Origin of the sequence: Pygmaiobacter massiliensis (genome assembly GCF_900199435.1) — a bacterium.
Taxonomy (GTDB): domain Bacteria; phylum Bacillota; class Clostridia; order Oscillospirales; family Ruminococcaceae; genus Pygmaiobacter; species Pygmaiobacter massiliensis.
Genome location: NZ_OAML01000003.1, coordinates 1,377,676 through 1,397,333 on the forward strand (window position 1 = coordinate 1,377,676; position 19,658 = coordinate 1,397,333).

General features: G+C 45.6%; 16 protein-coding genes and 1 other annotated feature. Of the genes, 12 read left to right on the top strand and 4 right to left on the bottom strand.

What is annotated here, in order from left to right:
- Positions 1 to 42: 42 nt before the first annotated feature.
- Positions 43 to 918: an L-2-amino-thiazoline-4-carboxylic acid hydrolase gene (locus tag C1A11_RS11210; protein WP_102050539.1), complete on the bottom strand. Its 876-nt coding sequence runs from the start codon at positions 916 to 918 to the stop codon at positions 43 to 45.
- Positions 908 to 1,771, bottom strand: coding sequence for an L-2-amino-thiazoline-4-carboxylic acid hydrolase (locus tag C1A11_RS11215; protein WP_102050540.1), 864 nt, complete (start codon positions 1,769 to 1,771; stop codon positions 908 to 910). Before C1A11_RS11215 ends, C1A11_RS11210 begins: the two co-directional genes overlap by 11 nt.
- Before the next feature lie 407 nt (positions 1,772 to 2,178).
- On the opposite strand from C1A11_RS11215, the gene C1A11_RS11220 reads away from it, so the two are divergent.
- A complete protein-coding gene (locus C1A11_RS11220; protein WP_180950331.1) occupies positions 2,179 to 3,096 on the top strand; it encodes a LysR family transcriptional regulator in 918 nt (305 codons plus the stop codon).
- Between the two features lie 762 nt (positions 3,097 to 3,858).
- On the opposite strand, the gene C1A11_RS11225 is transcribed toward C1A11_RS11220, so the two are convergent.
- Positions 3,859 to 4,842 carry a LysR family transcriptional regulator gene (locus C1A11_RS11225; protein WP_180950332.1) on the bottom strand — a complete coding sequence of 328 codons (984 nt, stop codon included), beginning with the start codon at positions 4,840 to 4,842 and terminating at the stop codon, positions 3,859 to 3,861.
- 621 nt (positions 4,843 to 5,463) lie between these two features.
- On the opposite strand from C1A11_RS11225, the gene C1A11_RS11230 reads away from it, so the two are divergent.
- From C1A11_RS11230 to C1A11_RS11255, 6 genes are all read left to right on the top strand, one after another.
- Positions 5,464 to 6,840 carry a Na+/H+ antiporter NhaC family protein gene (locus tag C1A11_RS11230; RefSeq protein WP_102050543.1) on the top strand — a complete coding sequence of 459 codons (1,377 nt, stop codon included), beginning with the start codon at positions 5,464 to 5,466 and terminating at the stop codon, positions 6,838 to 6,840.
- Positions 6,841 to 6,873: 33 nt separating this feature from the next.
- Positions 6,874 to 7,569: an L-2-amino-thiazoline-4-carboxylic acid hydrolase gene (locus C1A11_RS11235; RefSeq protein ID WP_207653950.1), complete on the top strand. Its 696-nt coding sequence runs from the start codon at positions 6,874 to 6,876 to the stop codon at positions 7,567 to 7,569.
- Positions 7,570 to 7,600: 31 nt separating this feature from the next.
- Positions 7,601 to 9,415: an FAD-binding protein gene (locus tag C1A11_RS11240; RefSeq protein ID WP_180950333.1), complete on the top strand. Its 1,815-nt coding sequence runs from the start codon at positions 7,601 to 7,603 to the stop codon at positions 9,413 to 9,415.
- A complete protein-coding gene (locus C1A11_RS11245) occupies positions 9,415 to 9,723 on the top strand; it encodes a 2Fe-2S iron-sulfur cluster-binding protein (protein ID WP_102050545.1) in 309 nt (102 codons plus the stop codon). The genes C1A11_RS11240 and C1A11_RS11245 overlap by 1 nt, the downstream gene beginning before the upstream one ends.
- A gap of 80 nt (positions 9,724 to 9,803) precedes the next feature.
- Complete coding sequence (locus C1A11_RS11250) at positions 9,804 to 11,087, top strand: L-cysteine desulfidase family protein (RefSeq protein ID WP_102050546.1); 1,284 nt, start codon at positions 9,804 to 9,806, stop codon at positions 11,085 to 11,087.
- Between the two features lie 10 nt (positions 11,088 to 11,097).
- Positions 11,098 to 12,279 carry a M20 metallopeptidase family protein gene (locus tag C1A11_RS11255; protein WP_102050547.1) on the top strand — a complete coding sequence of 394 codons (1,182 nt, stop codon included), beginning with the start codon at positions 11,098 to 11,100 and terminating at the stop codon, positions 12,277 to 12,279.
- Between the two features lie 536 nt (positions 12,280 to 12,815).
- Here C1A11_RS11255 and asnB read toward each other — a convergent pair.
- Positions 12,816 to 14,405 carry an asparagine synthase B gene (asnB, locus tag C1A11_RS11260; protein WP_102050548.1) on the bottom strand — a complete coding sequence of 530 codons (1,590 nt, stop codon included), beginning with the start codon at positions 14,403 to 14,405 and terminating at the stop codon, positions 12,816 to 12,818.
- Between the two features lie 92 nt (positions 14,406 to 14,497).
- Positions 14,498 to 14,733 (bottom strand) — a binding site (T-box leader).
- 358 nt (positions 14,734 to 15,091) lie between these two features.
- Between asnB and C1A11_RS11265 the strand changes: the two genes are divergently transcribed.
- The 5 genes from C1A11_RS11265 to C1A11_RS11285 all read left to right on the top strand — a co-directional run bounded on the left by C1A11_RS11265 (position 15,092) and on the right by C1A11_RS11285 (position 19,620).
- Complete coding sequence (locus C1A11_RS11265) at positions 15,092 to 15,553, top strand: DUF6669 family protein (protein ID WP_102050549.1); 462 nt, start codon at positions 15,092 to 15,094, stop codon at positions 15,551 to 15,553.
- Positions 15,550 to 16,491, top strand: coding sequence for a CehA/McbA family metallohydrolase (locus C1A11_RS11270; protein WP_102050550.1), 942 nt, complete (start codon positions 15,550 to 15,552; stop codon positions 16,489 to 16,491). The genes C1A11_RS11265 and C1A11_RS11270 overlap by 4 nt, the downstream gene beginning before the upstream one ends.
- Positions 16,488 to 17,309, top strand: a complete 822-nt coding sequence (locus C1A11_RS11275; RefSeq protein ID WP_102050551.1) for an ABC transporter permease — start codon at positions 16,488 to 16,490, stop codon at positions 17,307 to 17,309. The genes C1A11_RS11270 and C1A11_RS11275 overlap by 4 nt, the downstream gene beginning before the upstream one ends.
- 54 nt (positions 17,310 to 17,363) lie before the next feature.
- Positions 17,364 to 18,332: an ABC transporter ATP-binding protein gene (locus C1A11_RS11280; protein ID WP_102050552.1), complete on the top strand. Its 969-nt coding sequence runs from the start codon at positions 17,364 to 17,366 to the stop codon at positions 18,330 to 18,332.
- Positions 18,333 to 18,396: 64 nt separating this feature from the next.
- Complete coding sequence (locus C1A11_RS11285; RefSeq protein ID WP_102050553.1) at positions 18,397 to 19,620, top strand: extracellular solute-binding protein; 1,224 nt, start codon at positions 18,397 to 18,399, stop codon at positions 19,618 to 19,620.
- The last annotated feature ends 38 nt before the right edge of the window (positions 19,621 to 19,658 follow it).

Genomic DNA, 19,658 nt, shown 5'->3' on the forward strand with positions numbered 1-19,658 from the left:
AATGATAATAATTGAAATTATCTTACATTGGCGTTAAGTCTTTCAAGGAATCGTGGCATAAACCACATCGTAAAAGTTTTTTAGCACTAACTGTTTCAAATTATGAGAATCATAATCGCTCCACATTTTTTCGTCCTCAATATTTTGGGCCAAGGGATAATTGCGAAAGAAATAGTCTTGCGTTAATTGCTCGTTTTGCTGTCCAAATAATTGCAGCGCATGTTTTGCAGAAAATTGAAGCGCGCCTTGAACAGCAAGGATCCCTTTTTCTCCCAAAACCGCAATAGCCGCGCAGAAAATGTGGTGTAATATTTTGATATACAATGAGCTAAAACCATCTTTAGCGGTGGGGGATGTAAGAGGATGTGAAGGGCCGGAATAGTCTGGATCGTATTGTTCAAAACAGATTGGCTTAAGTTCTTCTGGAAGATTTTCTGGAATTAGCAGCACATTGAACGCACAATAATCATCTTCTGCCTGTGTTTGAGTTTTTGACAAATTTACTTTTGTATAGTTATAAGCGTAGTGAGAGTAACAGGCATTATGAAATTCCTCACAGTAAATTCGGCCAATATCCATCATCCCATAATCTTTCCAAATGGCAGCCATAGGACAATAAAGTGTGTGTGAGACGCGCGCTTCATCTACAATAAACTGCAGCTCTCTTTTAAAGCGAGGGTCGCTCGGAAGGTCGTATCCGACCGTGAAAAGACTTTTCATGTTTACTTTATAGTTTGCTTCTAAGTGTCTGCGCCGTAAGGCCTCCGCGCGATCACGTCCAAAAGCTCTAGTGCCATCTCTTAATGCTTTTTCTCCAAGGTCACCATACATTTGAATTAAGGATTTTCCAAGAAATCCATAAGCTAAAGTAAAACTGTCCGACAAGTTGGTGGCTTCCTGTTGCTCCTTAGTCAGCATATAATCGCTCCTTTTTCATTTTATCCATTGTGGAGTGAAAGCGTACTAGTACATTTGCATCAAAGAATAGGGCTGTTTCTTCGGGCATTCTTTCCAGCATACTTTTATTTGATGTAAAGGGACAGTACTCTCGCAAGAAAGCTTCATCAAGAGTTTCCCCTGTGCGTTGCACTGTGGAGATCATCAGTTTGATGATCTCATTGGTGTATTCTCGCAATCCACATGCCACCGCACGGCGAGCGTCGTTATTGTTTTTAATTTGGTCATACACACAATTGTATAACAAGAGAATATCGTCTAAAATATAGTCTTCTAAAACTGCATCGGAACCTTGGGAAAAAAGCACTTTTTGTTCATCTGTCATATTAGCTTTCCGATAATAGAATGCCAGCACACATCGATTATCGGTGCTTCGTGTCAAATAATTGGAGACGTTCGCCTGCCCTACACTTTCAGTGTAACCATTTATGAAAGCATGAAGGTATTCTTCGCAATACCATTCTCCCAATTTCGAACATTCCATATTTCCCCATAGTGTTGCTAACGGACAGGAATATACCTCACACAAATTAACATCTGCTTCGTTTTTTTTGTAGAGACGAAAAAAACGAGGATCCCGGCCGCAACAATTTTGGGCAATGAACATATTCTTCAAGTCCACTTTGATTTTGGCTTGTGATTGTTTTTGTCTTAACGCGGTTCCTTTAGAGAAGCCGTAGTTTTGAATAGCTTGGCGGAATAACCTTTCGCCCCGTTTTCCTAGCCATTCATTCATAGACAGAGCTAGATGTCCATACAGTTTTCCAAAGAAATCAAATTGAGTTTGCTGCCTTAATTCAACTAAATTGTTCATTGTAACGCCTCATTTCAGAATTTACTGCAACTTTTACTTTATTAATAAAAAAATTAAAATTGTCCAAAGCCCAATAACACCTAAACCCAGAGCCGTGTGCTTGTTGGATGTTAACCTTTTATTATCTATGTAAGTAGGAGTTGACAAAGTTTTATGGATGTCTTTTTACATAGTTAATTGCAGCAATTAACTATGTATATAATATCACCGCAAAAAATTTCTGAGAAGCGGCAAAATCAGTCAATTGCTGATTGTTTTTGTGACAGCAACCTTAATTTGCGCCGACAGAAAATCTTTGTGTGAGTGAAAAATTGAATATTTAACGCGTTTCGTATATGATATTAATGCGAAGGTCGACGACTCTCACAAGAGGTTGTTTCTATATTGGATTGAAAGGAGTGCTTTACGTGACCTTTTCACAACTACAATATGTCGTAGAGATTTCTCGAACAAAGTCAATTTATAAAGCTGCGCAAAACCTTTTTATTTCGCATTCTGTCGTTTCATCTGCCATAAGAAATTTAGAAAAGGAATTAGGCCAGCCAATCTTTTACCGAAGTAATAAGGGTGTTACCCCTACTGCTTTCGGTGTTTTATTCATTGACCATATCCTGCCTATTAAACTGTCATTAGATCAACTGGATGGCTTTCTGCAAGATAGCGGACAACAAACTTTTTGTGTAGCTAGCATGGGATTCCCCTTTGTAACTGCCATTTGTGCTGACTTAATAAAACAATACAAGGAACAACGGCTGTCCATCCGACAATTCGAAGAATATGCGCAGTCAATCCCAACACTCGTAGCAGAACGGCAAGCAACAATCGGTATATTGCGAATATGGAGTTGCTATATGCCATCCTTGCAACAGCAATTCCGCGCACAGGAAATCGAACTTCATCCATTAGCCACCTTAGAGGTAGGTATTACAGTAGGTCATCTTAATCCACTTTTTTATAAAGCAGAGGACTTTGTTTATGCACATGAATTAAAAAATTATACTGCGCTGATGTATACTAGCGATGATATCGGACCATATGCAGATGTTTTCAACAAACTGAATATGCCCCATCTGCATTCTAAATTTTCAACATCTTCGCGAGCCGCTATATTTGAACTTTTAGACACAACAGATGCTTTTTATATTAATTCTATGAATTATCCCGAAGAGGGCACGAATCCAAATACCTCTAGCCATAGGCGCACATTAAAATTAAAAGACTGTCCCATTTCGTCACAGATTATTTGGATAAAGAGAAAAGATCATTTAACCAATGAAGTGGAAAAAAATTTTTTAAATGAAATAAAATTGTATTTTAGAATATAGCGTTACACTCTTATCTGGATTACATTGGAAAGGTTAACAGCTTTTTATGTTGGTATCCCTTTTTGACTAAGGTTAGCCAAGGCATAACGCGTTTTACAACAACCGCAAAAGGGTAGTGCCTGTCATCATACGGGTGCTGCCCTTTAATTAAGCTGTGAAATATAGTGGTATGCATTTAAATTAGTTGTGTCAAGGCTTGTATATAGATTGCTTTGCAGTTCCAGGCGAAGGGCGTTAGCCTGCAATAGAATTCATATCTCGAATGGCATCTAGATGCTTTCTGTTTCCGAACCGTAAACGATCTCGACGGCTGACCATGAAGTTAATAAAGTATTTCGTGTTCAACTCCGCTGAAAAGGTCAGAGCGAACACTACAAAAATGTTGTTATCCTTTATGGCTTTTAGCAGTCGTTGACTATACGCCCAAAGAAAGGCGATTCGGTTCCTCTGTGATTATTTCCACCCGTTTGAGCGCAGAGAAGGACGGCGGCTCAAAGAAAAAATAAAAGCAGAGTGTGCTCATGAGGATACTCGAATCCAATAAGGACACTCTGCTTATTCCAGGTGACTTGGAATTGGTAGTGGGAAGTGTTTGTTAATGGACGTTTTTAATCGAGAATTGCGAAGAAAAATACAGTCGGTTAGATTGTAAATAGAACTTGTCCGCCTCGTGATAAAAACATTGTAATTGCGGCAAGAACGACATAAGGGCGTGCTTTAGTCAGAAAGATATGGGGAGTAAGTAGGCAGCAGAGGAAAACTTCAGTTGCAGTTTTTGTTTGAAGAAAAAGGGGGCTTTTCTTCAAGGCTAGTGTTTTCTGAAAAAAATTCCATCACACGGCTAATGACTTCATGTGCAATAGGCGAAAGGGTGGCGTCTTCCCGTTTGATCCATGCCATTTCAGAAAAGATAGTGCTGTTTGCAAGCTTTAACGTCCTCAGTGAAGAGTACTCACTTTCGAAGCCTTTTTGCATTCGTTCGAACGGATATGCGGAATTGAGATAATAGCAATCAGTAGCGCCAAGCATTTCATAAATTGTGGAACGGGAAGAAGTGACAAACCGGCTGCTTGCAATCGGCAGGTGAAGTCTTTCGTAAATGTCCGAATAAGGACCGGAGTCAATGTTTGCGTACATAACTGCGGGATATTTTTTGAGTTCATTCGCTGCGACAGTATCGCTTTCGGAAGAATAAAGGGGGCATTTTGGCCCTACGGTGATAGCAATTTCCAACTTAGCAATGGGGTAATATTGTAGTTTTTTAGAGTGCAATTGGCGGACATAGGAGTTTTTATAGCAACTCCAGATTCGTACAAAGCCGAGTTCAACCATCTGGCTTGCAACCATATCAGCTATATTGTTCTCATGATCCTCATAATCTTCTATGCGAACTCCAACTGCGTGATATTTTTTGTAAAGATCCGCACAAATATGGTTTAAAAAATAAAAGCCCATGCTGGCAACAGAAAAAGAAAAGGTATGGCTGGAGTCCCCACGCTTGATTAAGGTGTCAAGCTGCTGTAGCTGGGTCTGAATGGCTGAAATATAAGAGGTGAAAGTATGCCCGAAAGGAGTCAGCGAAACGCCACGATTGTTTCGCATGAAAATTTCATGCCCAACCTCTTTCTCCAGATTCATGATAGCCGTGGATAAAACAGATTGCGATAAAAAAAGGTTAGAAGCAGCTTTATTGATCGAACCGGTTTTTGCCACTTCTATTACATATCTTAATTGAACCAAGGTCATTGTAATCTCCTTATCTCTTTTGACGATAGCGGCTATTTGCATTATAAAGCGAATTGTTCAAAAAAACAAGAAAAGCAATATTTAAAAGGGTGATGCAAAGACGGAAAAACCTTCAGAGATAAAACGGGTTAAACTAATTTGTCACTATTCACTAATCCGATCAAGAATTTCATAGGAAAAACGTTGAAATTTTGTTCATACAAAATTTTGATATCTGCAAATAGTATAACAGGGATCTGTAAAAAAGATAACAAACACAAGTATGCTTTTAAAAACTAAACGATTTTCATGAAAAAAGAGAAAATAAAATTAATACCGAATTTTTATATAGTGTACAAGGGAAGACAAAAACTGCGTACAGAGCTTTTAAGCTGCAAAAATTTTAGAATGTCGATTTGCGACGCAATCCAGTTATCTTTTAAATAGATAACTGTTGCGCAAAAAACATGTTGGTCGGTTTGATGTTTGTTCGATATAATGACAACTGTTGCTGGCAACAAACTTACAGGCCCCGCATACGGCGTGCTGAGTATCCATGTGCTTGTGTAAGTAGCGGAAGTGGACTCTCAAAAGGAGTTACGTGTGCAGGTTATTTTGCGTTTTATAAGGAGGCGGACAATCATGTCAAATAAAAAAGACAGTGTTTCGATTCAAGCGGAAAAGAATTATGGCTTTGCCGCATTTGCCCCCCTGTTTATCTTCATTGCGATCTATGTAGGCTGCGGTTTTTTCTTTACCGCTATCGGCACACCAGATCCATTTAAACAGGTGCCCAGAAACTTTGCATTGATCGTAGCTATTATAGTTGCACTTTTAATGGGAAAACGCAAGTTTTCAGTTAAATTTGATAGCTGCTGCGAAAAGATGGCTAGCCCCGGCTTAATGACTATGTTTATGGTACTGATTTTTGCTGGTATTTTTGCAGGCACCACCAAGGCAATGGGGGCAGTAAGCTCTACCACAAACCTTGGTTTAAGTTTGCTTCCGCCGAGTTTTTTAGTTCCCAGCTTATTCTTGATTTCGGCTGTTCTTGCCACAGTGATGGGCACCCACATGGGAACCATTGCCGCTATCGGTCCAGTCGCAGTGGGATTAGCACAGGCGACCGGACTTGATACCGGGCTTGCTATGGCTGCCGTAGTGGGCGGCGGCATGTTTGGCGATAACCTCTCCATTATTTCGGATACAACTATCGTAGCAACCAGAAGTGCTGGATGCCAAATGAAGGACAAGTTTCGTATGAATTTTGCGATTGCTGTTCCTGCAGCTATTGTGACAATGATTGTTTATGGGGTGATGACTTCTGGCGCTGTAGTTGCAGCGGGAGATTACGCCTACGAGCTAATAAAGATTGTCCCATATGTAGCGGTATTGGTGCTTGCAGTAGCGGGTATGGATGTAATTATTGTACTGATTGCCGGAACTCTGCTTTCCGGTGTGATTGGTATGGTTACTGGCACACTGACTATTGTGACCTTCTCTCAGGCTGTTGCCAGCGGCGCAGCCAGTATGCTGGATACTATTTTCATTGCGCTGATGCTGAAAGCTATTGTGGGCTTGGTAGAAGATATGGGCGGATTGCACAGCTTGGCGGTCATGGCTCACAAGAATATTAAAAGCCGGCGTGGAGCCCAGTATTTTATGGGCTTGCTGGTTGGCATCATTGACTTCTTTGTAGGAAATAACACCGTTTGTATTCTGCTTTCGGCACCATTGTGCAAGCCGATTGCAAAAAAGTTTAGAGTTGCCCCCGAACGGTTTGCATCCATCTTAGATATTTTTGCATGCATTATTCCGGGACTTTCTCCCATTGGCACCGGAATGCTGATGGCAACCTCTTTAGCAGGACTGGATTCGCCCTTCGAAATTATTAAATATTCCTTTTATGTGGTGTTTTTGCTGATTGCGGTGTGTGCTACCATTCAGTTTAATCTGTTGCGTACTAAAGAAGAGATTGCGGGTAATGAATTTTATCCCGAGTTAGAAGAAGTAGCTTGAGTTTTAAATACCGGCAAAAGAAAGGACCTTACCATGTTGAAAGAATTCACTGAAAAACACCACGCATTTCTGGCAGCAACTTTTTATACACTGCTGACTGAAAAATATCAGGAGCGAGGCGAAGCGGCTTTTGTATTGGCGACTCAGCGTTATGCTGAGCAGCGTGGATCGCGCATGGCGCAGCGAGCCATTCGAGATGGAAAGCCTCTGACATTTGCAACGTATCGGGAATATGGCGAGTGGGTCAATACCCAGAGCGTAAAAGATGAAGGCTGCGACAACCAAGGATATATGGTTTCTTATCAGCCCGATTTTGACGAACGAGTGACCCAGTGCCCGTGGGCGACGCAATTCCGCGAAATGAATATGTCTAAAGCCGGAACGGTTTACTGTACCCATTTGGACAAGTCAATTGTGCGCGGATTCAATCCCTATCTGGTATTTGAAGTTCCTCAGAGCATGCACGAGCATGATTGCTGTATCCAAACAGCCCGCAATGCTAATATTCCTGATGGAACGGTATTTCAGAAGCACAAAGAATATCTGAAGGGATTCGATTATCATTGTGCACACAGCTACAAAACCTATTCTCAGATTATAACAGCAATTTTTGCGACCGGCGGTGCAGCAATCAGCGCAGAGGTTCTTAAACGTTTTGCAGATGCTTACGGCAGCGATATGGCAGACGTCCTGACTCGTTATCAGGACACGGATTTTAATCTTATTTAAGTACAATTTTGATACGGAAAGGATGGCTACCATGCTGAAAGTAGCAGAAAAGATTTTTACGGATGTTCTCGTTGTCGGCGGCGGCGGTGCAGCGTGTACTGCCGCAGTAGCAGCGGCAAGAAACGGCGCTAAAGTTGCTTTGGTCTCCAAGGGAAAAACCGGCAACAGCGGCAACACAATCATGATTGGCGGTTCCTATGGGATGGACGGCGAAAGTGCCTACCATGATTATCATATTGAAGAGGCCGACCCGACTTTTACAAAAGAGGAAATGTTTAAGTCGATTGTCAATGATGGCTTTAATCTCAGCGACCAGAATTTGGTGGAGCAGTTTATTGAAGAAAGCCCCCGTATTGTTTATGAGGTAAAGGAATGGGGCGAAGAAATCGGTGAAAAATTCCGTTTTTATGCCCCGGCAAACTGGGATGTAACAGGCCGCAGCATGGGCCGCGCCCTGCTTGCAGGCGTAAAAAAGACCCCAGGAGTTTCCATCTACGACGACGTGGCTATTGTGGAACTGCTGAAAAACGGTGAGCAGGTTACCGGCGCATTGGGCATTGAGCTTTATACCGGCAGGCTGCTACAATTTGAGGCAAAGGCAACCATTTTAGGTACCGGCGGCTTTCAGCCGTACACACTGAAAAACACGAATACCGATATGACCGGCGACGGTCAGGCGATGGCTTATCGTGCCGGTGCAAAGCTGGCAGATATGGAATTCATGCTCTTTTTGATGTCCGCCATTGAGCCGAATAATATGAGAGGTTCCATTCTACCCGCGATTTGTACGTTCCGTCGGGCGTTTAACTATGACCCGGTGGACTGCAACGGCGATAAAATTGAGGTTCCGGAAGCATTGCGCGAAATGGAGGCAACCAGCGAAATGAGCAAGCTGGTGCATATGTTCTATTTCGGCAGGGTCATCAATCAGGGCCGTGGCTCGAAAAACGGCGGTATTTATTTTGATTTCAGCCGTTTCACCGACGAAGAAATTGATACGATGTTCGATGCGGTTATGGAGCATTTCGACGGCTTCTATCGCCACGGATATTATCATGGCGAGAGCGTGATAGAATATCGTGAGATGGCCAAGAAAAAACGAAAAATCGAAGTGGGCCTTTCCAGCGAGTACAGTGTAGGCGGTATCTTTATCGATGAAAACATGTTTACAGGTGTTCCGGGGTTGTATGCTGCCGGCGAGGTTGCCAGTGGAGCCTTTGGCGCAAACCGCGTAGCGGATGCTGTGACTGAGATGATTGTCCAGGGCTATAAAGCCGGCGAGGTTGCAGCGCAGCGCACTGCAGCGCAGGAATTGGTCGGTACGGCATCGGAATCGGTTGAACAGGCTGTGGGGATGATTCAGAGCCTTCTCGATAACGACTCCAATGTAACGGTAGGTCAGCTGCTGCACCAGATGGAAACTGTCACGGATGATGCTTTGGGCATGGTGCGTAATCAGGAACGCCTGGAAAAGGGATTGGATATCTACCATCAACTGGACGAGGCAGTCGAAAAGGTTGTAATTCATTCTAAAAGCTTGGTGTACAACCGTGAACTGATGCAGGCACTGCAGGTGAAAAATCTGGTGACCTGTTCTCGCGTGGCAACTGAAATGGCTTTGGCAAGAAAAGAAAGTCGCGGATTGCATCTGCGCGAGGACTATCCTTATATTGACAATGTGGATTGGCAGGTTCGCCTGCTGGCGCACTGCGAAGACGGCAAAGATATTCTGGAGAAAAAGGTTCCTGATGTTACCAAAATTCCACTTCGCAAGCCGGAAAAAATCGACTATGAGTCGTTTATCTTGGAAGAGGATTTGGGAATGAAGAATCTGGAGGAGAAATAATGACTGCTAAAATTTATCGATTTGATCCCACGATTGACAAGCAGCCGCACTATGATGCTTTTGAGCTTGACATCAAAGCGGAAGATTGCATGACTGTTATGGATCTGCTGACTTATATCGCAGACAATTTAGATGGTTCTTTAAGCTTTTTCTCCCACAGTGCTTGTCAGCACGGCATCTGCGGCCGCTGCGGAGTGAAATGCAACGGTAAGCCGGGGCTTGCATGCGAGACAGTACTAACCGGAGAAGATGTCACGATTGAGCCGATAAAGGCAGACGTGGTAAAGGACTTAGTCGTCAAAAATTAAACCAAAGGGAAAAGCTTCCCTGAATTGTGGGATGAGGAAAGCCTTATCCCACAATTTTATTTGTAATAAGGAGTAATATCATGGAAAGAAACAGCTTGCAGTATCAGACGTATTTGCGCATTTTAGAAAGAGAACTCGTGCCGGCAATGGGATGTACCGAGCCGATTGCGATCGCATACTGTGCAGCAAAAGCTCGCGCGGTGCTGGGAAAGATTCCAGATACAATTCATGTAATCGCTAGCGGAAACATTATTAAAAACGTGAAAAGTGTCATTGTGCCAAATACTAACGGCGGCAGGGGAATTGAAGTTGCTGCGGCAGTGGGTGTGCTGGGCGGAGACGAGAGCAAAGCTTTAGAAGTGATCGCGTCGGTTTCGGACGAAGTGAAACAAAGTCTTGCGGATTATCTAAAAAACGCAAAAATTACTGTCTGTCCTGCAGAATCAGAGTATGTATTGGACATTACTGTTCGGGTGTCCACAGGCGGTCACTGTGCAGAGGTGCGGGCAGTGAATGAACATACAAATCTAGTGCTGGTCAGCAAGGACAATGAAGTTCTGGAAGAAAAAGCAATTACTGCAGCAGAAAACTCTGACATTCCCGATTATACAGTGTTGTCGGTAAATGATATTTACGAATTTGCGAACACAGCAAACGTGAATGACGTGAAAAAGATATTGGACCGTCAGATCGAGATGAACAGCGCTATTTCGGCAGAAGGGCTGAACAAAAGTTATGGAGCTAATATCGGCAAAGTATTGCTGGATACTTATGGCAACGATGTGCGGATTCGTGCTAGAGCATGTGCAGCAGCAGGTTCGGATGCCCGAATGAATGGCTGTGAACTCCCGGTAGTGATCAACTCGGGTAGTGGCAACCAAGGGATGACGACTTCACTGCCAGTTATTGAATTTGCAAAAGAACTTGGAGTAGAACAGGAAAAATTGTATCGAGCTCTGTTACTCTCCAATCTGCTGACACTGCACCAAAAAACCGGAATTGGCAGACTTTCAGCGTACTGCGGCGCGGTCAGTGCGGGCGCTGGTGCGGGCGCTGGAATCGCCTACCTGAAGGGGGCGAATTTGCCCGCCATTAAGCAAACTTTAATTAATGCGCTGGCTATTACCTCAGGGATTATTTGCGATGGCGCAAAGTCGTCCTGTGCCGCGAAGATTGCTACTGCGGTAGACGCAGGCATTCTCGGTTATGAAATGTGTCAGAATAATCAGCGTTTCTGCGGCGGTGACGGCATTGTGGAAGATGATGTGGAGAGTACCATTCGCAATGTGGGGATTTTGGGCAAAGTAGGAATGAGGGAAACTGACCGAGTCATTATGCGCATGATGACGGGGCAAAATCAGTAAGGAGAATCCTATGGAAATACAAGAACAAATAGATCAAGATCTACCTTATCTCTACGAAATTCGGCATAAATTGCATCAGAATCCGGAATTGGGGCACTGCGAGATTGCAACCAGTGAACTGATTCGTCAAGAACTGAAATCGTACGGTGTTGAGATACTGGAATACGGTTTGACTACCGGGGTGGTCGGCATTATTCGCGGCCAGCTGTCGGGCGAGTGCATTGCCCTACGAGCGGATATTGACGCGCTGCCGATTCAGGAACAGACAGCGTTGCCGTTTGCTTCCCGCAAGAACGGAATATCACACGCCTGCGGGCATGATATTCATACAACTGCCCTGTTGGGGTGCGCTAAGACGCTGTCAGGCAGGCGTGACAAACTACATGGAAGTATTTTGCTGATTTTTCAATGTGCAGAAGAAACCTGTGACGGGGCGGCCACAATGCTGGAGCAGGGGGTGCTTTCAACTGTAAAAGCAGAGGCCTTGATAGGTCTGCATTGTGCTCCGGCTTTGCCGGTGGGTAAGATAGGGGTGCTGGCAGGAACCAGTAATGCCAGCTGCGATACAATTACCATTGAAGTGAAGGGAAAAGGGGGACATGGTGCCCATCCATACCTGTGTGTGGACCCGATTACAGTCAGTGCCTATCTTTTAACTCAGTTGCAAACGATTGTAAGCAGGGAAAACCGTCCGACTCAACCCGCAGTTTTGACGTTTGGGCAGATTAACGGGGGAACTGCTCCCAATATTATTCCGGATATGGTCACTTTGAAGGGGACGCTTCGTACTTTTGACGAGTCGGTTAGGCAGCATCATTTAGCGGCAATAAAACGCCTAAGCGCGAACTGCTGTGAGGCGATGAGAGCCTCATGTGAGATAAAGGCGGAAAAGGGGATGCCGCCACTCATTAATACGCCCGATATCTGTGAGGCTATTTGCCGAGAGGTTGAGCCAATTTTGGGAAAAACGTCGATTATCCGTGATTTACAGCCGTCTATGGGGTCAGATGACTTTTCCTGTCTGCAGCAGGCCTGTGGAGGCGTAGGCGTACAATTTTTGGTAGGCACCCAAATAAAAGAAATGCCTGAAACAGGGTTAGGATTGCACGTTGCAGAAAACATTTTTCCGGATGAAGCAATAAAACCGGCTGTGTTGGCCTTAGTGGCTGCTGTAAAGGCCTGCGAGAATTAGAAAGCTGTATAGAGATGGACACATTCTAAGGGATTTACTTAATAAGCATAATAAAGTATTTCTATATTATGTTTATTTAAAGCTAAAAGTGAACTTAACTTAATTGATGCTGAAGGAATGCTTGAATCCCCAACGGCGCTCCTAAAATACTTATAATCCACATAAATAATATAGTAAACTCCTTTAAAAAGCGTGTCATTAAAGAAAAAGCAAACTCTAATGGCACTCTTTTTGTTTTCGATAATTCTCATAACCCGAAGGTCGTCAGTTCAAATCTGGCTCCCGCAACCATTTAAAAAGTGGCTTGAACGTAATGTTTAAGCCACTTTTACTTTTTATATAAGTAAAAGATTTACACAAGTTTAGATAATATACAGGATACTATTTGCGCATAAGAAGAATGTCGCTACAAATAAGAAAAATTTTATAAGCATAAAAGCAGATACACTTTCCTAAGAGCATACGCAAGCGGCCGCCCAGTTATCGGGCGGCCGCTTTTTTATAACAGTAAAAAGGACTATAGCTAATCGAAAAACTTACATGCCGCTGGTGCCGTAGTTTGCCAGCACACGGGCGCTGGGGTCATTTACGTTGCAGCCTTCCCAGTCCTTATTGGGCATCCAGAAATCTGCCACCATTTTGGCCATGCCAGGGTAGGCAGATTCAAAAATCTCACGATACATCAGCGACTCTTTGGTAAAAGGCTTGGCATGATAGGCATATTTTTCTGCGCATGCTTTCCATTCTTCGTCGGTATAGCGTTCTTCCGCAGCGGCTTTTAGATCATCTACCAACGAATGGCCAACCGCATCGCTAAAAGCGGCTTTTTCTCGCATCAAAATATCCTCCGGCAGCAGTGCATCTTTTTCAAAAGCATGGCGCAGCAGAAATTTTCCTTTGCCATAGGTGTTCAGTTTCTTTTTCGGATCGATAGACATCACATACGCTACAAAATCCAAATCTCCAAAGGGGACCCGGCCCTCGATGGAGTTGCCACTGATGCAGCGGTCTGCACGCAGAACGTCGTACATATAAAGCTCACGCACACGCTTAGCAGCCTCCTGCTGGAAAGCTTCCGCCGAAGGGGCAAAGTCGGTGTATTTATAGCCAAACAGCTCATCGGAGATTTCGCCGGTCATTAGCACTCGAATATCAGTCGTCTCATGGATGGCTTTGCAGACCAGATACATACCCATGCTGGCGCGAATGGTAGTAATATCATAAGTTTCCAGCAGGCGAACGACAGTAGGTAAAGCCGTTAATACGTCTTGCTTGGTGATAATTACTTCGGTATGGTCACTGCCGATGAAGTCAGCTACTTCTTTTGCATATTTCAGGTCAATAGCGTCGGTTTCCATACCAATGGCAAAGGTGCGAATGGGCTTATTGGGCATCAGCTTCTGCGCAACAGCGCACACGAGAGAAGAATCGAGACCACCGGAGAGCAAAAAGCCCAAGGGTGCATCAGCATCCAGCCGCTTTTCAATACCTTTTACCAATTTATCGTGAATTTGAGTACAAACAGACTCTAAATCCTCGTCGGTGTAAGCGGCAACGGCGGTCATGTCTCGATAGCAGATAAACTGACCATCTTTGTAATAATGGCCAGGAGGAAAAGGCATAATGTCGTGGCAGTTTGCCACAAGTGCTTTGGCTTCACTTGCGAAAGCGATGGCGCCATCTTTGGTATAGCCGTAAAATAACGGCCGAATACCAATAGGGTCTCGAGCGGCGATGACGGTGCCTGATTTTGCATCATATAAAATCAGAGCATATTCCGCGTCCAGCTTTGCAAACATCTCAACGCCATATTCTTGCCACAGCGGCAAAAGCAACTCGCAGTCACTTTCCGAAACAAAGGTATAGCCTTTCGTGGCCAGCTGCTGCTTTAAAGAGCGAAAGCCATATAATTCGCCGTTGCAAACGACTGCGGACTCGCCGTCTGTAAACGGCTGCATCCCCTCGGGAGAAAGGCCCATGATAGCGAGCCGGGCAAAGCCCAGCCAGGCACCTTTGGTCTCTAGCACCTCGGTCATATCCGGGCCTCGGCTCTCAACCGCAGCAAACTGGGCAAGAATCTGCTCTTTTGTAATTTCTTTCGTGGTAAAGCCAATAATCGAACACATAATTTTCTACCTCCAACAGTAAATCGAGATGGTTGCTGCAAAAAACGCAACAAAAAAACGTCTACTCCGTTCCAAAAGTCTCACTTTGAGAACTTTAGGACGAATAGACGCAATCCGTGGTGCCACCTAACTTACCGTTTCCGGTCACTTTCACAGCCTGACAGCTGCTATCGGCTTAACGCGCCGAATACGAATCACCTACTTCCTCAAAGGGTTCGGCTCATAGCTCAGGAGTGTTCGTTCGCCGCCTGTCTACCGTCGGTTTCACACTATCACCGACTCACTGAAAGTGACCTTTGCGGGTACTTTTCTCCATCATTGCTTTTGGCAATATAGATTTGATGGTCGTATTCTACCACCGTCGGCGCAATGCTGTCAACTGTTTTTTTACGCGTTCTATAAAACTCACAAACAAATATCAAATATTTTTCGGATTTTTGAAGCCTCATAAGAAGGTGCGCCAAGACGTGTGAATAAGCAATAAATGCTCGCTGCAGTGGTGAGGCGGTTTTGGTGTGCACGAGATACCGGACACCTTCTATAATTCTTATCGTTTATAGCATGAAAACAAAATGGCCAATTTTAGACACTTTACTTTCTTTTTACCGCTTTTTGTCATAGGGCTGGTGTTTGTGGTTTTCAATTATTGTTACAATCAAAACACAGAAAACGAAAGGCGGACTGAGATGCAAGCGCAAACATTCTATACCGTAAAAGGTGTTTTGCCCAAGGGTTTTGTGGGCCACATTGCTTATAGCACCGTTTTGCCGAAAGCATTAACAGGTGTACAGCTGAAATTTGTATTTGATAAAAAGAATTTGATGGAGAGCCAAGAAGATTTTCGCGATGAGTGCGAGCAAACACTTGCCGCCCAGGCGCCGCAGCTTGTGCCAACGAAAGAGCTCCTCGACCATTTTTGTGCATCGGCAAAAACAGAGATTAACGTGTCGGTCTTTTTTGACGATTACTGCGCAGGCTCGGCACACCGCAACAGTGCAGAAAAAGAATTTTTTATCACGCCTACGGCGGCGAGCGAAGGATTTACCCCTTGCCAGCCCTGCGGTGTGGCGCGGGTCGTTCTCCATGTGCTGAATGTGCTGAACGATGAAACGGCGTATACCCTGACCATGGAGGAATACAAGCAATGAAATATATTCGCGCAGAGCTGCACAACCATACCACCCACTCTGACGGGCAGCTGCGAGTAGAACAGCTGCTTGCGTACGCCGCCGAAAACAAGTTTGAAACTTTGGCATTAACAGACCACAACACCGTTTCGGCCCATAGGCCTGCGTTTGATTTGGCCCAAAAGGAGTATCCGCAGCTTAGCCTTGTTCCGGGGGTAGAGATTACCACTTTTTACGGTCATATTCTTGCACTCGGCCTGCGCAGGATGGTGGATTTGACCCGCCTGGACCCCGCAGCACCCGACCCCTTTTTGCAGACGCTGCATGATGCCGGGGCGGTTGCCGTTGGGCTGGCACATCCGTTTTGCCTTGGACACCCAATCTCCGAAGGCTGCCGGATGAACCTGCAGGAGTATAACTGGGAACTGATTAATTATATTGAGGTAGCAAATACCTCTGGCCCGGACGCGGTGCTGGGCAATGCGCAAGCCCTCGCATTGTGGGAAAGCCTTGTTCTGCAAGGGCACCGGCTTGCGGCGGTCAGCGGCAAAGACCTGCACCAACTGCCTACGCCCCAAAACGTTTTTGTCACCTACTGCATCAGCCCGGAGGGAGCCGAGGGCACTCGGGCAGAGCGTGTGTTGCAGGCGATTCTTGCCCAGCAAACGATAGTGACAAAGGGTCCGCTGTTTTGCACGCAAGCAGAAGATGGCAGCATCACTGTCACTTTTGCCCCCGCTGCACTGCCCTTGCCGAAAACTGCTTTTTTGCTTGTGATACAGCAAAGCGACGGAGAAAGCATAACTTATGAAACCGACCTTTGCACCCCGCTAAAGCATACCCTGGCTGAGAGTGTAACAAGCGCCGTGATAAAGTTGTACCAAAATAGCTGTACTTATGAAAATCTGCTCGCTGTGGGAGCCCCGGTTTACTGTGAAAAGGGGGAAGCACAACGATGAAACGTTTGTATTACACGCTCGGCAAAAACAAGTTTTGGGAGTACCTGCTTTGCGCTGCATTCTTGCTGATTTTCTACGGCCCACTGGTCAACATGGTGCTGGTTTCTTTTGCAGAAAAATACGAGTACCCCAACGTAGTACCGGCCACTTACGGGTTTAAGTGGTGGAACTACGTCTTTTCTAACGGCAAGTTGGTAGAGTCGATTCTGGTTTCGCTGGCACTGGCGGTGGTGGTAACGCTGCTTTCTCTGGTGGTATGTTTGCCGGCAGCTTATGCACTTGCCCGGTATGATTTTAAAGGCCGCAGCCTTGTGCGACTGAGCTTTTTGTTCACCAATGCTTTTCCCAAAATGGGCATTTATACGGCAATGGCAGTTATCTTTTACAAGATTGGTCTGATGGGCACATTTTTCGGTGTCGTGCTGGTGCACATTGTAAACACGATGATGTTTATGGTGTGGATTCCGAGCGGATCTTTCCGCACGGTGCACATCCAGCAGGAAGAAAGTGCGCGTGATGTTGGAGCCTCTGCGCTGCGCACTTTTTTTATGATTACGCTGCCCATGGCAAAGCCGGGCATTATTGTAGCGGCGCTTTACACTTTCCTCGGTTCGATGGAAGAAGCTCAGGGCTCTTTGCTGATTGGCTTGCCTAATGTACATACCATGCCCAGCGAGTTGTACGGCATTATCATGTCTTTTCCGGATACGGCAGGTGCGGTGTTTGCGATTGTGCTGTTGGTGCCATCGGTGGTGCTGATGATTGTATTTCGCAAATACCTCAGTGCAAGTGCTTTGTCCAATGGTCTTAAAATGTAACAGAACTTTTTCGTATTGTGTATGCCGTACAGTGCGGCAGAATGGAGCATATTGATGAAGAACAATTCCCCGGTAAAACTGGCTATCTCTGGCCTTACAAAAAAATTCAGCGCAAACGAAGGTGTTGCAAATATCAACCTGGAAGTACACCAAAACGAGCTGCTTACCCTGCTGGGACCTTCCGGCTGTGGCAAAACCACGATTTTGCGCGCCATTGGCGGATTCAATAAAATCGACAGCGGTAAAATTGTGCTGGACGGCAAAGAAATTCAAAACCTTGCGCCGGAACAACGCCCTACGGGAATGGTGTTTCAAAGCTACAATCTGTGGCCACACATGACCGTTTATGAAAATATGGCCTTTGGCTTAAAGCTGCGCAAAGAGCCGAAAGAAAAAATGCAGGAAGAAATTCGTGCCATGTTGCAGCTGGTGAATATGAGCGGCAGCGAAAAAAAGTACCCTGCACAGCTGTCTGGCGGGCAGCAGCAGCGCATTGCCATTGCTCGTGCGCTGGTACTCAAGCCATCTTTATTACTGCTGGACGAGCCTTTTTCTGCGCTGGATGCAAAGATACGCGGCCAGATGCGAGAAGAGCTGAAGCGCATCCAGAACGAGGCAGGCCTTACCGTGTTGTTCGTTACCCATGATCAAGAAGAAGCAATGGCCGTTTCTGACCGAATTGCGGTGATGCACCAGGGAAATATTGAACAACTGGCGGTACCGACAGAAATTTATAACGCCCCGGCGAGCCGCTTTGTTGCAGGCTTTATCGGAGAAATGAATTTTATCTCTCACGGCAGCGAAACACTTGCTGTGCGCCCGGAAGATATCTCTATTACCAGCGGCGGCGCCGGAGGAAACGGTGAGATTGAAAATATTATGTTGCTGGGGCACTACGCGCAAATCTTTTTGCGGGCCGCCAGCGGAGAAACGCTGAAGGTGTTTTTGCCCAAAGAGCGTCTGGCTGATTTTACCCAAGGGCAGCGGGTGCATTACACCATCACCCGGCAGACTGTTTTTTAACCGATTCTCTCCTTGTTGAGTGAATAAATTTTTCTAAATTCAAGAAAAGAAAGAGGAACCATCCATGAAAAAACGCAATCTTTTGGCTAAAAAGTGCGGTGCGGCAATGCTGGCGGCAGCGCTCGGCCTCTCGATGACTGCCTGTGGCTCTACCGCAACCGGCGGCACTGCTTCGGCGGGCGCAGCTTCTCAGTCTGGTGCAGCACAGGTGCCCACAGTCACCATCTGGGGCCATGGCGGGCAAGAAGTGCGCGATGCGCTGCAGGCAGTCGCGGATGCGCATAATGCGGATGCCAACTATAACACAAAAGCTCGTGTTGAAATTCAGTTTGTCGTATCCGGTACGAGCGAGCAAAGCCTGCCCGACCGCTTGGCGGCAGCTTACGCAGCAGGGGAAACCGATACCGATTTTGATCTGATTGCGCTGGATGACAGCGGCATCTCTTCGATTCTGGCACAGACTGCTCCTGATTTTTTTATCCCAATCGACACTTCTAAAATCCCGAATTATGAGAATGTGATTTTTAAAGAAAACGTGGTGGGCGATACCTTTGTGCCGTACCGCGGCACGGCGGTGTATCTCGCTTATAACTCAGAAACTGTCCCGAATCCGCCCAAGACGGAAGAGGAACTGTATGCATGGATTAAAGAGAATCCGGGCCGATTTACTTATTGTGACCCGTCCACCGGTGGCAGCGGCACCAGCTTTGTAGCGAACACCGTGTACAATCAGCTGCCCGCCGAGGCAGCTACCAGCGCTGACCTGAAGTGGAAAGACGAACACACGGCAGAGTGGGATAGCGCTTTCGCCCTGCTTGAAGAGCTGCACCCGTACCTTTACCAGACCGCGGGCAAGGTGCAGTACCCGATGAAAAATGCCGGCGCGCTGGACTTGCTGGCAACCAAGCAGATTGATATGACCCCTGCTTTTGTAAATATGGTGCTTAGCCAAAAAGCCATGGGCACCATGCCGGAATCCATCAAACTTACCCAGATTGAGCCTTCTTTTATGGGCGCACTGGCCGGGTTCTGCATCCCTACCATCGCAAAAGATAAAGAAGCTGCACTTTCCGTTATTGATTATTTTCTCAGCTATGAGGCACAGTCTCTGGGCTGGAATACGATGTATGCTTCGCCTGTTGTGGACTCCGCTAAGCTTGAGAATCTGGATAATGCTGATTGGCTGGCAGAAACTGATATGAAAAGCCTGCGCTACTTTTCGATTGGCTCTATGATGGTGGATTTGCGCACACGCTGGGCAGAACAGATTTCTCCGCTGGCAAAATAAGCACAGGCACGCCTGGCGCATTTGCCAGCACAGAAAGG